This is a genomic window from Corynebacterium sp. HMSC058E07 (genome assembly GCF_001809885.1).
GTDB lineage: Bacteria > Actinomycetota > Actinomycetes > Mycobacteriales > Mycobacteriaceae > Corynebacterium > Corynebacterium macclintockiae.
This window is the reverse complement of record NZ_KV799275.1, coordinates 129,608-145,293: the sequence shown is the minus strand read 5'-3', so window position 1 is coordinate 145,293 and position 15,686 is coordinate 129,608. Positions and strand designations below refer to the sequence as shown.

The following is a 15,686-nucleotide window of genomic DNA, read 5'->3' as shown; positions in this document are numbered from 1 at the left end:
GTTGGGTGGCGTGAGCGATAAGGATGAATGGGAGCTGGAGGTTTCCTCGCCCTTCTTAAAGAAGTTGGCGTGGATCCTGGTCGTACTGGTCATGGCCGTGCACATCTTCATGGCCATCGTCGTTGCGGTGGGAGATACCGGAGTGACGGTGTCAAGCACCGACCAGTGGGGCTTCATCGGCATCGGCCTGGTGTTCTCCTTCGTCGCCCTGTCTCTGCTCCGCCCGCACGTCAAGGTCAACAGCCAGGGCGTGGAGGTGCGCAACATCGTCAACGGTCAGTTCTACCCGTGGGAAATTATCCACGGCCTGTCCTTTCCCCAGGAGGCCAAGTGGGCGCGCCTGGAGCTGCCCGACTTTGAGTTTGTGCCGATGATGGCACTGAACATCTACGACAAGCAGCTGATCGCCCAGCGCGTAGAGGACTTCCGCCAGCTGGAGGATCGCTACATGCCTTTCGATGAGTAGCGTTTCCTACCGTCCAGAACCGGGAAGCATCCCCACCGACCCTGGGGTCTACACGTTTCGGGACGCCACCGAGCGCGTCATCTACGTAGGCAAAGCCAAGAACCTACGCGCGCGCCTGTCTAATTACTTCCAGGATCTGGATCAACTGCATCCGCGCACCCGCGCGATGGTGCAATCCGCCAACCACGTCCAGTGGACCGTCGTGTCCAGCGAGTTGGAAGCGCTGAACCTGGAATACACCTGGATCAAGCGCTTTAACCCCCGGTTCAACGTCATGTACCGGGACGATAAGACTTACCCCATGCTGGCCATCAGCGTGAAGGAGGAGATCCCGCGCGCGTTCATGTACCGCGGTCCCCGGCGCAAGGGCGTGCGCTACTTCGGGCCGTACCCCAAGGCGTGGGCGATCCGCGAAACCCTCGAGTCTCTGACACGGGTGTTTCCGATCAGAACGTGTACGGCTGGGGTGTATAGGCGTCACGAAGCATTGGGAAGACCCTGCCTGCTCGGCTACATCGACAGATGCAGTGCGCCGTGCGTAGGAAAAATCACCCCCGCCAACCACCGCGCACTGGTCGATCAGTTTTCCAGCTTCATGGCGGGCAACACAGAGCCCGTGCTGCGCCGCGTGCGCAAAGAAATGGAGCAGGCCAGCGAGGACCTGGACTTCGAGCGCGCCGCTGCGCTGCGCGACCAGCTGCAGGCCATGCAGAAATCCATGGAGCGGCAGGCGGTCGTCTTTTCGGACAAGACCGATGCGGACCTGATCGCGTTCGTCGCCGACGAGCTGGAGGCTGCGGTGCAGATCTTCCACGTCCGTGGCGGGCGGATCCACGGACAGCGCGGGTGGGTAGTCGAGCGCGAGGATCTGAGCGAGGAACGCCTGGTCGCCGACTTCATCACCCAGTTCTACGGCGAGACCGCAGAGCTGGCGAAGGCGACGGAGACGCAGGTGGGTGGCGCATCGGGCCCGGAAGTGGATCGGGAGCTCGCCCGCGCGATGAACCCGGCCGCCACACAGGACCTCGGCGACCTGGTGGGGGACGTGCAGGTAACGCCCGTGCCCCGCGAGATCCTGGTGCATACGCTGCCGGAGGAGTCCACCGACCTGGCGGAGTGGCTGACAAGCCTGCGCGGATCCAACGTGCAGATTCGCGTGCCCCAGCGGGGCGACAAGAAGGCGCTGATGACCACCGCGGAGACCAATGCCACACAGGCACTGGCCCAACACAAGCTGAAGCGGGCAGGCGACATCACGGCACGTTCGGCAGCCCTGAAGGAACTGCAGGAGGCGCTGTGGATGGACGAATCTCCGCTGCGCATCGAATGCACCGACATCTCGCATATCCAGGGCACCGACGTGGTGGCCAGCCTGGTGGTCTTTGAGGATGGACTGCCGAAGAAGTCAGACTACCGGCGGTACAAGATCCGCGAGGCCGCCGGCGACGGGCATTCCGACGACGTCGCCTCCATTGCGGAGGTCGTGCGGCGGCGCTTCAAGCGTTACCAGCAGGACAAGTCCGCGGTGCCCGCGGGTGACGACGGGGGAGACCTACTAGAGGGCGAAGCGGAGCTAGAGAGCTCTGGCGGTGAAGGCAGCAGCGGCAGCGATGGCAGCACGGGCAGTGCCCCAGAGAAGCGCAGGTTCGCCTACCCACCGCAGCTGTTCATCGTCGACGGCGGTCTGCCGCAGGTCAACGCTGCGCAAGAGGTTCTGGATGAGTTGGGTGTGACGGATGTGACCCTCATTGGCATCGCTAAGCGCCTGGAGGAAATCTGGGTTCCCGGCGAGGAATACCCCATCATCGTGCCCCGCAACTCGCCCGCGCTCTACCTGGTGCAAAACCTGCGCGACGAGGCACACCGCTTCGCCATCACCTTCCACCGTCAGCAGCGCAGCGCCCGGATGCGCCGCAGCAAGCTGGACGACGTCCCGGGGTTGGGGCCAAAGAGGCGCCAGCAGTTGGTCAAGCAGTTCGGCTCCGTGGCCAAGGTCAAGCAGGCCAGCGTGGACGACATCGCCGCATTACCGGGCTTTGGGCCGAAGTTGGCGCAACTCATTCACGACGCCCTCAATGCTGGGTAGGATCGGAGAGTATGAGCGCATCAACGCAGCAAGAGCCCAGTTTGATCCTGATCACGGGCATGTCTGGGGCAGGTCGGCGAGCCACCGCCGCGGCCCTGGAGGAGCTCGGGTGGTACGTCGCCGATAACCTCCCACCGGAGCTTATCGTGCGCATGGTGGAGCTCAGTTTCTCCGAGGATTCGCCGATCGAGAAGCTGGCCATCGTCACCGACGTGCGCTCCCGCGACTTCGCCGGCAATCTGACCAGTGTGCTGCACGACCTGCACACGGGCGGTCGGCGCCCTACGGTGCTGTACCTGGATGCCACCGACGAAGCACTGATCGCCCGCTTCGACGCGGTTCGGCGCACCCACCCGCTACAACAAGAGGGCACGCTGCAGGATGGCATCGACCGGGAGCGAGAGATGCTGGCCAGCATCCGCGAACGCGCCGACATAGTGTTGGACACGACGAACCGCAGCATCCACGACCTGCGCCGGGAGCTGGAAAAGTTCTTCGCCGCCGCCGACCACTCCAGCGTGCGCATTAACCTGCAGAGCTTCGGATTCAAGCACGGCCCGCCCAAGGACATTGACATGTTGTTGGATGCGCGCTTTTTGCCGAACCCTTACTGGGATCCGGAGTTGCGTCCTTTTAGAGGTATTGACGCCCCCGTCTCCGACTTTGTCCTATCTCAACCCGGTGCCGAGGAGTTTCTGGAGCATGTCCTGGGGCTGATCCACTCGGTTCTGCCGGGATACCGCAAGGAAGGGAAGTTCTTCGTCTCCGTCGCCGTCGGTTGCACGGGTGGCCACCACCGCAGCGTAGCGATTGTCGAAGAGCTTTCGCGCCGCCTGGCCGAAGGCGGGGTGCTGGTGAACCTTTCCCACCGAGACCTCGAGCGTTAGAGAGGGCGCGATACACCATGACTACTACTGATTCTTCTGGCTACTCTGTGTCTGATACCTCCGTGCCCGCTAAGCCGATTCCGCGCGTCGCCTGCCTCGGCGGCGGGCATGGGCTGTTCAACACGCTGCGTTCCGCGCGCATCATTTCCGACTACGTCTCCGCGATCGTCACCGTGGCCGACGATGGTGGCTCCTCGGGCCGCATCCGTCGCGAGCTCGGCTCCCTGCCTCCGGGCGACCTGCGCATGGCACTGGCAGCCCTGACCCGAGACTCCGAGCGCGGTCGCATGTGGGAGGAAGTCCTCCAGCACCGCTTCGGCGGTTCCGGCGCGCTGAAGGGGCACGCCCTGGGCAACTTCCTAATCACCGGATTGGCGCAGGTCATGGGCAGCGAAATGGCCGCCCTGGACGAGATCGGCCGCCTGCTGGGCATTCAGGGGCGCGTCATCCCCATGAGCAACGAACCCCTCGACCTGGAGGCCGAGGTGCTGGGGCTGGAAGAAGACCCCCGGGAAGTCGTCGCCGTGCGCGGACAGGTTGCCGTGGCCTCCACGCTAGGCGAGGTGCGCCGGGTCAAGCTGTACCCCGAATCACCTGCGGCTTCTCAGGAGGCCGTCGATGCCATCCTCGACGCCGACCTCGTATCCATGGGTCCGGGATCCTGGTTCTCCAGCGTGATCCCACACCTGTTGGTGCCGGGGATTGTGGACGCCCTGAACCGCACGGAGGCCGTCAAAGCGCTGGTGCTGAATCTGGTGCCGGAGCCGGGGGAGACCGCCGGCATGTCGCTGGAACACCACATCCATATGGTGCGGCAGCACTGCCCAAGCCTGCAGATTGACGTTGTCATCGTCGATCTGTCAACGATGCCAGTGGCCAGCACGAGGCGTCATATAGATAGAGCCGCAGCAGCATTGGGCGCCAAAGTGATCTACCGTGACGTGCGGGAGGACGACAACCGCGGGCGGTGGACCGACCGCCACAAGCCGGAGAAGCTGGCAGCGGTGCTGCAGGAGATCTCCGGAGGAGTGCGAAACCTCCCGGAAAGGTAAACACCCAATCCGGCTATAATTGCTTGTTTTAGTATGGGAAGACAGAGGAAAGGACAGCCCGTGGCACTGACGGCCGATGTGAAGGCGGAGCTCAACAGGGTGCTGGTGACCCGCCACGACGTGATGACCGCGGAGGTCGCCAGCCTGCTGCGCTACACGGCGGCCCTTCACCTAGTGGGTAAGAAGATCGTGGTGGAGTCCGAGGTCGACTCAGCCGACACTGCCCGACGCCTGACCGACATGGTCGAGCAGCTGTACAAGATCGAGCCCGAGCATCAGATCATCGGCGCGGGAAACCTGCGCCGCAGCCCACGGCACGTGCTGCGCTGGACTGAGGGTGGCATGGAGCTGGCGCGCCGCACCGAACTCATCGACCGGGTCGGTCGACCAGTTCGCGGGCTGCCGCGCTTCATTATCGGCGGCACCGCAGATCAGTGCGTGGCCGCGTGGCGGGGGGCTTTTTTGGCTCATGGCTATGTGACTGACCCGGGACGTTCGTCCGCGCTGGAAGTGCAGACCCCGTCCAACGAAGCGGCTCTGGCGCTGGTCGGTGCCGCCCGTCGCATCGACGTGACGGCCAAGACCAAGGAAGCCAGGGGAGTGCACCGCGTGGTTATCCGCGACGGGGATTCCATCGGCAGGCTGTTGCTGCTCATGGGGGCGCAGGAAACCCGCGAGGGGTGGGAAAAGCAACGCCGTACCCGGGAGAACCGGGCCAAGGCTAACCGCCTGGCCAACTTCGACGATGCGAACCTGCGGCGCAGCGCTCGTGCCGCCGTTGCCGCCGCCGCGCGCGTGGAGCGCGCCCTGGAGATCCTCGACAACGACGTTCCCCAGCACCTGGCCCAGGCTGGGCAGATGCGTGTGGAGCACAAGGAGGCCTCCCTGGAGGAGCTCGGGCGCCTCGCCGACCCGCCGATGACCAAGGACGCGGTCGCCGGGCGCATCCGCAGGCTGCTGTCTATGGCGGACAAGCGGGCAGAGGAACTGGGGCTGCCGGACACGCATTCTGCCGTGACATCGGAGCTGTTCAACAACGTTGACTGAGGTTGATTGACGCCGACAGTTACCCCCGGCATGCAGGGCATTCGGAATCGCTGCAAAGCCTGTGGGGCGCAGGTACTCTCGAAAGTGTCGGCGTGAGGGTCGAGGCTTAGGTTGTTTTCGAGCCACCGACCTTGGCGTCTAGATCGAGGAAAATATAGACGCACTTTTTAGGAGATCAACTGTGACTATCCGTGTTGGCATCAACGGCTTCGGCCGCATCGGCCGCAACTTCTTCCGCGCAATCCGTTCCCAGGGTGCGGACATCGAGGTCGTCGGCATCAACGATCTGACCGATAACAAGACCCTGTCTGTGCTGCTGAAGAACGACTCCGTGATGGGTCGCCTGGATGCCGAGGTCGAGTACGACGAGGAGTCCATCACCGTCGACGGCAAGCGCATCGCCGTGTCTGCTGAGCGCGAGCCGAAGAACCTGAAGTGGGGCGAGCTGGGCGCGGACATCGTTATCGAGTCCACCGGCTTTTTCACCGACGCTGAGGCTGCAAAGGCTCACATCGAGGCCGGCGCCAAGAAGGTCATCATTTCCGCTCCGGCGAAGAACGAAGATGCAACCTTCGTCGTCGGTGTTAACCACACCGAGTACGACCCGGAGAACCACCACATCATCTCCAACGCATCCTGCACCACCAACTGCCTGGCTCCGCTGGCCAAGACGCTGGACGAGGAGTTCGGCATCGTTAAGGGCCTGATGACCACCGTTCACGCCTACACCGGCGACCAGCGCCTGCACGACGCTCCGCACAAGGACCTGCGCCGCGCCCGCGCCGCAGCCGTCAACCTGGTTCCGACCTCCACCGGCGCTGCGAAGGCCGTCTCCCTGGTTCTGCCGCAGCTGAAGGGCAAGCTGGATGGCTACGCAGTCCGCGTTCCGGTCATCACTGGCTCCCTGACCGACCTGACTTTCGAAGCTGAGAAGCCGGTCACCGTCGAGGCCGTCAACGCTGCCCTGAAGAAGGCTGCAGAGAACGAGCTGAAGGGCATCGCCAAGTACTCCGACGACGCTCCGCTGGTTTCCACCGACATCGTCGGCGACCCGCACTCCTCCATCTTCGACTCCGGTCTGACCAAGGTCATCGACAACCAGGTGAAGGTCGTTTCCTGGTACGACAACGAGTGGGGCTACTCCTGCCGCCTGGTTGACCTGGCTACCTACGTGGGCGAGCGCCTCTAACTAGCCATTTTCCTTCACAAGGACTGACGGGTTCGGCTCCGAGCGCCGCACGTGTAGCGCGTCGCGGGTTTCGAGAAGCCGACCCGTTTTCTCTTTTTCTCTCTACATCCCTAATTACCATCTCTATAAAGGAGCTCCCCATGGCCATCAAGACCGTTCAAGACCTGATCAACGAGGGTGTACAGGGTCGCCACGTCCTGGTTCGCGCGGACCTGAACGTCCCCCTGTCCAACGGTGACATCACCGACCCGGGCCGCATCGACGCCTCTGTGCCGACCCTCAAGGCGCTGCTCGAGGCTGGCGCCCGCGTGGTCGTATCCGCCCACCTGGGCCGTCCGAAGGGCGAGTTCAAGGAGGAGTTCTCCCTGGCACCGGTCGCCGAAGCTCTAGCCGAGCGCCTGGACCAATGGGTACCCCTTGCCACCGACGTCACCGGCGAGGATGCCCACGAGCGTGCCAACGGTCTGGACGACGGCGATATCCTGCTGCTGGAAAACGTCCGCTTCGACGCCCGCGAGACCTCCAAGGACGAAGCCGAGCGCGCTGAGTTCGCCGCCGAGCTGGCAGCCCTCACCGGCGACAACGGCGCCTTCGTCTCCGACGGATTCGGCGTGGTCCACCGCAAGCAGGCCTCTGTTTACGACGTAGCCAAGAAGCTCCCGCACTACGCCGGTGGCTTGGTGGAGGCAGAGCTGAACGTTCTGCGCAAGGTCTCGGAGACCCCGGAGAACCCCTACGCTGTCGTCCTGGGTGGCTCGAAGGTCTCTGACAAGCTGGGCGTCATCGAGGCCCTGGCTCCGCGCGTAGACAACCTGATCATCGGCGGCGGCATGTGCTTCACCTTCCTCGCCGCTCAGGGCTACGAGGTCGGGGGCTCCCTGCTGCAGGAAGACATGATCGACACCTGCAAGGATCTGCTGGAGCGCTTCGGCGACGTCATCGCCCTGCCCACCGACGTCGTGGTCGCAGAGCGCTTCGACAAGGACGCTGACCATCGCACCGTCGACCTGAAGTCCATCCCGGCCGGCTGGATGGGCCTGGACATCGGACCGGAGTCCGTCAAGGCCTTCGCCGACATCCTGTCCCAGTCCAAGACCGTTTTCTGGAACGGCCCGATGGGCGTATTCGAGTTCCCTGCGTTCGCTGAGGGTACGCGCGGTGTTGCTCAGGCAATTATTGACGCCACCGCGAACGGTGCTTTCTCGGTCGTCGGCGGCGGCGACTCGGCTGCAGCGGTCCGCACCCTGGGGCTGGCGGAGGAGGGCTTCTCCCACATCTCCACCGGTGGTGGCGCCTCCCTGGAGTTCCTGGAGGGCAAGGAGCTGCCCGGCGTTTCCGTCCTGCAGAGCTAGAAGAACCCACAAGCTAGTAACGCGCTAGACACTAGGTACTAGAAGGAAGGCATTCATACAATGACTGCACGCAAGCCGCTGATCGCCGGCAACTGGAAGATGAACCTGAACCATTTTGAGGCCATCCAGGTGGTCCAGAAGTTCGTCTTCGCGCTACCGAAGGAGTACTACGAGGCCGTGGACGTGGCCTTTATCCCTCCGTTCACCGACATCCGCTCCGTCCAGACTCTGGTCGACGGAGACAAGCTGGCCATTACCTACGGTGGCCAGGACGTATCCCAGCACGCCTCCGGCGCCTACACCGGCGAGGTTTCCGGCGCGATGCTAAAGAAGCTGGGTTGCACCTGGGCCATCGTTGGCCACTCGGAGCGCCGCCAGTACCACGGCGAAACCGACGAGGTCGTGGCCGCCAAGGCACGCGCCGCACTGGATAACGAGCTGCAGCCGATCGTGTGCGTGGGTGAGCAATTGGATGTCCGCGAAAAGGGCGAGCACGTCGAGTTCGTCAAGGCGCAGACCAAGGCCTCCCTGGCGGGTCTGTCCGCAGAAGACCTGGCCAAGACCGTCATCGCCTACGAGCCGGTCTGGGCAATCGGCACCGGCAAGGTCGCCTCTGCCGAGGACGCCCAGGAGGTCTGCCACGCCATCCGCGAGCTCGTCGCAGAGCTGGCGGGCGAGGAGGTTGCCGGTGGCATCCGCATCCTCTACGGCGGTTCCGTGAAGACCGATTCCGTCGGAGAGCTGGTCAGCCAGCCTGATGTCGACGGCGGTCTGGTCGGCGGGGCGTCACTAGACGGCGAAGACTTCGCTCGTCTGGCTGCCGCAGCGGCTAAGGCAACCTCTTAAGCGCGCGACGATGAGCAAGGACACGATCCGCGGCACGGCCATTCCCGTCGCTCCCGAAGAAATTGCCCACCCAGAGATCAGCCCGACGGTGCGGGACGATACCCGTTATCTCGGGCGCATCCTGGGCGAGGTGATTAGGGAGCAAGAGGGCGAGTACACTTTCAACCTGATTGAAAACACCCGCAGTGCGGCATTCGACCTGCGCTATGGCGAGATGCAGATCGAACAGTTGGCGGAACAGTTCAATACGCTGCCAACGGACAAGGCGCTGCCAGTCATCCGCGCGTTCTCGCACTTCGCGTTGATGGCGAACCTGGCCGAGGACCTGTACGTCGAGCGCGTGCGGGACCTCGAAGAGGACCGCGGCAACACCGCGCCGCGCTCCACGCTGGCCTACACCTGGCAAGAACTGCACAACCATGCGGTGCCGGGGGAGAAGGTCGCCGAGACCATGGCGAACGCCCTGGTAGCACCAGTGTTGACGGCACACCCGACGGAAACCCGCCGCCGGACCGTGTTCGACGTGCAAACCGACATCATGAAGATGATGCGTCGGCGCGCACGCGTGCTCAAAGAACTTAAACTTAACCCGCAATCGGTGCGTTCGGCGCGCCAGCTGGAGGAGATCGAGCTGGTGATCCGTCGTCGGATGACGCTGCTGTGGCAGACCTCCCTGATCCGCAGTGTGCGCCCGCGTATCGAAGACGAGATCAAAGTGGGTCTGCGCTACTACGGCATCAGCCTGCTGCGCGAAATACCCGCGATCAACCGCCGAGTCAACGAGCACATGAAGCAGCAGTACGGCGACAGCGTGCCACGCACAGCGATCGTGCGCCCCGGTTCGTGGATCGGCGGCGACCACGACGGCAACCCGTACGTGACGGCGGAGACCGTCACCAATGCCACAACGTCGGCGGCGCGCACCATCTTTGACCATTATCAGAAGACCATCTACGCCCTGGAACACGAGCTCAGCCTGTCCTCGCGGTTCATCGACACCACCGATGCGCTAGAACAACTGGCTGACCGGGGCCGCAACGACGTGCCCTCCCGCGTGGACGAGCCTTTCCGCCGCGCCCTACACGGTATGCGCGGCCGTGTGGCAGCAACGGCCAAACACACCCTGGGCGAGCCAGTGGTCTCCGGTGGCGTGCACAAGGGTCACGAACCTTACTCCGGCCCGGAGGAACTGCTGGCGGACATCGACACGGTCGATCAAGCGCTACGCCACTCCATGGACGACCTGCTGGCTGACCACACCCTGGCGGACTTGCGGGAGGCCGTCGAGACCTTCGGCTTCAACTTGTACTCCCTGGACCTGCGCCAGAACTCCGAGAGTTACGAAAATGTGCTGACGGAGGTCTTTGCCCGCGCCGGTGTGACCACCAACTACGCGGAGCTGGACGAGGAGTCCAAGGTCGAGGTGCTGCTGCAGGAACTCGCCAGCCCCCGGCCGCTGTCCGATCCGGAGGCCGAATGGTCCGAGGAGACCACCCGGGAGCTTGGCATTTTCCGCGCCGCTGCGCAGGCCGCAAAGAAGTTCGGAGCCAGCGTGGTTCCGCACTGCATCATCTCCATGGCTTCCTCCGTGTCCGATGTCATCGAACCGATGATTCTGCTCAAGGAGGTCGGGCTGATCCGCGCCAACGGCGAAAACCCAACCGGCACGGTAGACATCATTCCGCTGTTCGAGACGATTGACGACCTCGCCGGGGGAGCGGACATCATGCGCCAGCTATGGCAGCTGCCGTTGTACCGCAACTACGTCGCTGGTCGGGGCGATATCCAGGAGATTATGTTGGGGTATTCCGACTCCAACAAAGACGGCGGCTACTTCGCTGCTAACTGGGCGCTCTACGACGCGGAGTTGGCGTTGGTGCAGGCCTCGCGCGAAGCCGGACTGTTCCTGCGCCTCTTCCATGGTCGCGGTGGCACTGTTGGGCGCGGTGGCGGTCCTTCCTACGACGCGATCCTGGCGCAGCCCGAGGGCGCAGTACAGGGTGCGGTGCGCGTCACCGAGCAGGGCGAGATCATCTCCGCCAAGTACGGAGATCCCGCGAACGCCGCCCGCAACTTGGAAGCACTCGTGGCCGCCACATTGGAGGCCAGCCTGCTGCCCGTCGACGACCTCGACAACCCGAAGGAGGCCTTCGCGACCATGCGCCAAATCGCAGAGGAATCGCGCACGGCCTACTCCGCGCTGATGCACGAAGATCCGGGTTTCATCGAATACTTCACCACCTCCACGCCGCTGGCCGAGATTGGCAGCCTCAACATCGGCTCCCGCCCCTCCTCGCGCAAGCAGACCACCGCCGTGTCGGATCTGCGCGCCATCCCGTGGGTGCTGAGCTGGTCGCAGTCGCGCGTGATGCTGCCCGGTTGGTTCGGCGTGGGCAGCGCCCTGAAGCGCTGGATCGACAACGGTACCTCTGTGACTGGTGACGCCACCTCGCGCCTCAACTACCTACGGGAACTGCACGGGCGCTGGCCGTTCTTCGCCTCGGTGCTTTCTAATATGGCTCAGGTGATGTCAAAGGCCGACCTGTCCATCGCGCAGCTGTACTCCGAGCTGGTGGGCGACACTGAGGCGGCGGAGCGCATCTTCGGCGTGATCGTGGAGGAGTACAAGCTGACGGTAGAGATGTTCCTGCAGATCACGGAGCGGGAAACTCTGCTGGCGGATAACCCGGAGCTGGTTAGCTCTGTGCGCAACCGCTTCCCGTACCTGGTGCCGCTGAACCTGCTGCAGGTGGAGTTGTTGCGCCGCTACCGCGCTGGCGATGATTCCGACAGCGTCCGTTCGGGAATCCAGCTGACGATGAACGGCTTGGCGACTGCACTGCGTAACTCGGGGTAGCTGCGCGTGGCGGGTTGTCACGCACGCCTGCCAGCGGGTAGATTCGTGATGTTAACCGAAAAACTTAAGTTGTCGATTTTAAAGAAAAGTAGAGGGTAGGACATTGATCCTGACGCTGCAGATCATCCTTGTAGTCACCAGCTTGCTGATGGGTCTGTCTGTGTTGCTGCACAAGGGCAAGGGCGGCGGCCTGTCCAGCCTGTTCGGTGGCGGCATGCAGTCCAACCTGTCCGGTTCCACCGTGGCGGAGAAGAACCTGGATCGCCTGACCGTGGGCACCGCCGTTATTTGGCTGATTGCGCTGGTCGGACTGAACCTGGTTCTGCACTACGGTCTGGCTTAAGCCAGCGGGTTGGCGGCAGCGTCAACCCACAGTAGCGTTGCCTCCGAACCGGAGGCCAGAGCCGCAGGCCATTCGGCGCCATTACCGCCGTCGAATACTTGGCCTGCGGCTTCCTTCTTTTCCGCGCCGCTGACCAGGAGCCAGACCGCACGGGAGCGGTTGACGGCCTGCATGGTCAGGCTGATGCGCTCTGCCGGGGGCTTCGGGCATTCGCGCACGGCCACGACAGAACCCTCGGCATGCAGCAACTCTTCCGTGTGGGGGAACAGCGAGTTGATGTGCCCCTCCGGCCCCATGCCCAAAAGGTGGATATCGAAACCATCCGGGGCAACCTGGTCGACCGTCTTGGCGTAGAACTCCGCCGCCGCATCCAACGCCGGCCCGTCCGACTGCTCGCCGGCGGCCAGGGCAGGGATTCGGAACACGTTCAGCGAAGGAATGTCCACGTGGCGCAGTAGCGCGTCGAAGGCCTGCTTGTCGTTGCGCTCTGGATCGCCGGCCGGCAGGAAGCGATCATCGCCGAAAAACACATACACCTGCGACCAGTCGATCGTGGTGACGGGGAAGTCCTCCGCGGACTGCTTCGCAGCGTGGTCCAGGGCGGCGATTTCAGCCAGCGTGGCAATGCCAGCGCCACCGCCGGTCAGAACCACGCGCACAATGCCGTCGCCGGTTACGGTATCGCCGGTGCGCTGCAGTTCGGCCACGGTGTTGATGAACTCCCGCGCGGCAGCTGTGGCGAGATCTTGCTTGTTGTCGCGGGGGCGCAGTTCCACGCCGGTCTTGTCGCTGACGACCGCATCGTGGCGGTGATCGTGGGTGGGCTTCATCGTAGAGACTCCTGACCGTCGAAGTTGTTGTTGGGATCCTGGGCATCGCGGGAGGTCCAGCGGTCCAGTTTGTCCTCCTGCTGACCCAAACTATTCACGCCGCGGAACTGGGAGGTGCGCGGCCCGCGGTCTGGACGGTTCACCCGCACCAGTCCACGCAGCGCATGTCCGAAGGCGTAATCCGGGTCCAGGTGGCGCAGTTCCTCAGCCAAGCAGTCGGCCAAGGCACGCCTGCCGAGGGTGACCAGCGAGTTCTGGTCGCCGACGGTCAGCGAGACCGTGTTGGCGTCGATAACCTCAACCTCAACCGCACCTACCTGGCGGTGCAGCACCGCCTTTTCGATAGAGATCACGCGGTTGCCGTCCGCGTCCTCGCGGTGGCGGCCGTCGACCGTAACATGCCTGGTCACCGGCACATCCAGGCGCTCGGCGAGCCACCCGGCAGCGATGTCGACCGACGGATCGTGCTTTGGCCCCCAGACCTCTACGGACACGATCGGGTGGTGCGGCGGCTGATCCAGCGCAGAGGCCAGAAGCCCGCGCCACAGGGTGATGCGGCTCCACACCATGTCCGAGTCGCCACGGGTGTAGGTCATGCGGCGGCGATACAGTGCGTCCTCGTCCTCGTCCGTCAGAGAGTCGGTAATGCGGCGGGTCGCCAGAGCGCCGATGGGGTCGGAGGCCGGGTTCCGCGGTCCGGTGGCGGGCCACCAGGCGACGATCGGGGTATCGGGCAGCAACAGCGGGGTGACCACAGAAGCGCGGTTTGCCGACAGTTCGCCGTGCAGGTGCATGATGATGATCTCGGAGGCACCTGCGTCGCCGCCGATGCGCAGCTGTGCGTCCAGCAGTGCCTCTTCGCTGCGGTGCATCACCAGTACGATCACGCGGGCGGGGTGCTCGCGGGAAGCATCGTGGGTAGAGCTGATGATCCTGTCGAGGTCGTCGTCCTCGCTGGCCACCACGATAAGGGTCAGAACGCGACCGCTCGTGACGTCACCGCGTTCCTCCCGCAATGCGCGGATGCGGTGTTCAATTTCTTTTGTCTGGGTGTTCGGTAGGTCGATGATCATGGCCGTTAAGTGCGCGCTCCTCACGCGGTCGGGGGTCGTTCTCTTATGGACTCTTATGGACGCCGCCACTGCCGCCCCGACCGGGACAGAATCTCTTCGGCGCCCTTCGGCCCCCACGTGCCGGCGGGGTAGTCCTCGGGGCGTCCGTGCAGAGCCCAGTGTTCCAGGATCGGATCCAGGATCTTCCAGGACAGCTCGACTTCCTCGTTGGTGGGGAACAGGCTGGCCTCGTCCAACAGCGCGTCCAGGATCAGGCGCTCGTAAGCCTCGGGGGATTCCTCGGTGAAGGCCTCAGAGTAGCTGAAGTCCATGTTCACATCGCGAACCTCCATCGCGGAGCCCGGAACCTTCGAACCGAAGCGCACCAGCACGCCCTCGTCCGGCTGGACGCGGATGACCAGCATGTTGTTGCCCTGGGCGGTGGTCTGGCCGGGACCGAAGGGCAGATGCGGCGCCTCCTTGAACACGATGGCGATCTCCGTCACGCGGCGGCCCAGGCGCTTGCCGGTGCGCAGGTAGAAGGGCACGCCCGCCCAGCGTCGGGAGGAAATCTCGAAGGTGGCGGCAGCGTAAGTCTCTGTGGTGGATTCCGGGTCGAAGCCGTCTTCCTGCCGCAGCCCCTTGACCGGGACGGAGCCCTGCCAGCCGGAGGTGTACTGTCCGCGCGCCGTGGTCTGGGCGAAAGGGCCCACCGGAGAGGTCGCGCGCAGCACCTTGACCTTCTCCGCCTGCAGCTCCTCGGGGTTGAAGGTTACGGGCTCTTCCATGGCGATGAGAGCCAGCAGCTGCAGCAGGTGGTTCTGGATCACGTCGCGGGCGGCGCCGATGCCGTCGTAATAGCCCGCGCGGCCACCCAGCCCAATGTCCTCGGCCATGGTGATCTGCACGTGATCCACGTAGTGCGCATTAAACATCGGGTCGAACAGCTGGTTGGCAAAGCGCAGTGCCAGGATGTTCTGCACCGTCTCCTTGCCGAGGTAGTGGTCGATACGGAACACACTGGACTCGGGGAAGACGCTGTTCACGATCTCGTTAAGCTCGTGGGCGGACTGCTCGTCGTGTCCGAAGGGCTTCTCAATGACCACGCGGCGCCAGCCGTTGTGCAGTTCGCCAAGCTCCGGATCCGGAGTCGCCAGGCCAGATCGCTCCAGCTGGTGGCACACGCTGGGGAAGTGATCCGGCGGAACGGAAAGATAGTACGCCCAGTTGCCGGCGGTGCCGCGCTCGTTGTCGATCTCGCGGGTTTTCTCCGCGAGGGCGTCGAAAGCAGCATCGGTAGTGAAGTCACCCTTGACGAAGAAAATGCCCTCGGCGAGGCGATCCCACACATTTTGGCGCCAGGGGGTGCGTGCCCGATCCTTGACGCACTGCAGGACCTGCTCCTCGAATTCTTCCTTGGACCAGTCGCGACGGCCGTAGCCGATCAGGCTAAAGCCCGGGGGAAGCAGCCCGCGGTTGGCCAGGTCATACACGGCGGGAAGCAGCTTCTTGCGCGCCAGGTCACCGGTCACGCCGAAGATGACCAGCCCGCACGGTCCGGCGATGCGCGGCAGGCGCTTATCCAATTCGTCGCGCAGCGGGTTGCGCCATTCCTCGGCGGAAAAGGGGAGTTGCACTTGTCTAGAGTCCTCTGTGGGGGTTTGGTTTGTCGGTAGGGG

The 15,686-nt window shown here is 63.9% G+C and carries 13 protein-coding genes; 10 read left to right on the top strand and 3 right to left on the bottom strand.

Annotated features, from left to right (window positions below; all coding sequences use genetic code 11):
- The first annotated feature begins 10 nt into the window (after window positions 1-10).
- The 10 genes from HMPREF2678_RS06075 (at window position 11) to secG (ending at window position 12,125) form a co-directional block, all read left to right on the top strand.
- Window positions 11-466 carry a PH domain-containing protein gene (locus HMPREF2678_RS06075; RefSeq protein ID WP_070551381.1) on the top strand — a complete coding sequence of 152 codons (456 nt, stop codon included), beginning with the start codon at window positions 11-13 and terminating at the stop codon, window positions 464-466.
- On the top strand, window positions 459-2,552 hold the full coding sequence (gene uvrC / locus HMPREF2678_RS06070) for an excinuclease ABC subunit UvrC (protein WP_070551379.1): 2,094 nt from the start codon (window positions 459-461) through the stop codon (window positions 2,550-2,552). The genes HMPREF2678_RS06075 and uvrC overlap by 8 nt, the downstream gene beginning before the upstream one ends.
- 11 nt (window positions 2,553-2,563) lie before the next feature.
- Entirely contained in the window at window positions 2,564-3,439 is an 876-nt protein-coding gene (gene rapZ, locus HMPREF2678_RS06065; RefSeq protein WP_034974422.1) for an RNase adapter RapZ, read from the top strand.
- Between the two features lie 17 nt (window positions 3,440-3,456).
- Window positions 3,457-4,491: a gluconeogenesis factor YvcK family protein gene (gene yvcK / locus HMPREF2678_RS06060; protein ID WP_034976502.1), complete on the top strand. Its 1,035-nt coding sequence runs from the start codon at window positions 3,457-3,459 to the stop codon at window positions 4,489-4,491.
- 60 nt (window positions 4,492-4,551) lie between these two features.
- Window positions 4,552-5,538 carry a DNA-binding protein WhiA gene (gene whiA / locus HMPREF2678_RS06055; protein WP_070551377.1) on the top strand — a complete coding sequence of 329 codons (987 nt, stop codon included), beginning with the start codon at window positions 4,552-4,554 and terminating at the stop codon, window positions 5,536-5,538.
- Between the two features lie 181 nt (window positions 5,539-5,719).
- Complete coding sequence (gene gap / locus HMPREF2678_RS06050) at window positions 5,720-6,727, top strand: type I glyceraldehyde-3-phosphate dehydrogenase (RefSeq protein WP_034967997.1); 1,008 nt, start codon at window positions 5,720-5,722, stop codon at window positions 6,725-6,727.
- Between the two features lie 140 nt (window positions 6,728-6,867).
- Window positions 6,868-8,079: a phosphoglycerate kinase gene (gene pgk, locus HMPREF2678_RS06045; RefSeq protein WP_070551375.1), complete on the top strand. Its 1,212-nt coding sequence runs from the start codon at window positions 6,868-6,870 to the stop codon at window positions 8,077-8,079.
- Window positions 8,080-8,139: 60 nt separating this feature from the next.
- The gene (gene tpiA, locus HMPREF2678_RS06040) at window positions 8,140-8,925 is read left to right on the top strand and encodes a triose-phosphate isomerase (protein WP_034974415.1); all 786 of its coding nucleotides are present in this window, start codon (window positions 8,140-8,142) and stop codon (window positions 8,923-8,925) included.
- Between the two features lie 76 nt (window positions 8,926-9,001).
- On the top strand, window positions 9,002-11,782 hold the full coding sequence (gene ppc / locus HMPREF2678_RS06035; protein ID WP_210382709.1) for a phosphoenolpyruvate carboxylase: 2,781 nt from the start codon (window positions 9,002-9,004) through the stop codon (window positions 11,780-11,782).
- A gap of 103 nt (window positions 11,783-11,885) precedes the next feature.
- Complete coding sequence (gene secG, locus HMPREF2678_RS06030; protein WP_034967980.1) at window positions 11,886-12,125, top strand: preprotein translocase subunit SecG; 240 nt, start codon at window positions 11,886-11,888, stop codon at window positions 12,123-12,125.
- Here secG and pgl read toward each other — a convergent pair.
- The 3 genes from pgl to zwf are packed head-to-tail and all read right to left on the bottom strand — an operon-like array spanning window position 12,122 to window position 15,644.
- Window positions 12,122-12,955 carry a 6-phosphogluconolactonase gene (pgl, locus tag HMPREF2678_RS06025; RefSeq protein WP_034967975.1) on the bottom strand — a complete coding sequence of 278 codons (834 nt, stop codon included), beginning with the start codon at window positions 12,953-12,955 and terminating at the stop codon, window positions 12,122-12,124. The genes secG and pgl overlap by 4 nt on opposite strands.
- Window positions 12,952-14,028: a glucose-6-phosphate dehydrogenase assembly protein OpcA gene (locus tag HMPREF2678_RS06020; RefSeq protein ID WP_043015176.1), complete on the bottom strand. Its 1,077-nt coding sequence runs from the start codon at window positions 14,026-14,028 to the stop codon at window positions 12,952-12,954. The genes pgl and HMPREF2678_RS06020 overlap by 4 nt, the downstream gene beginning before the upstream one ends.
- Before the next feature lie 53 nt (window positions 14,029-14,081).
- Entirely contained in the window at window positions 14,082-15,644 is a 1,563-nt protein-coding gene (gene zwf, locus HMPREF2678_RS06015; protein WP_034974409.1) for a glucose-6-phosphate dehydrogenase, read from the bottom strand.
- Between the last annotated feature and the right edge of the window lie 42 nt (window positions 15,645-15,686).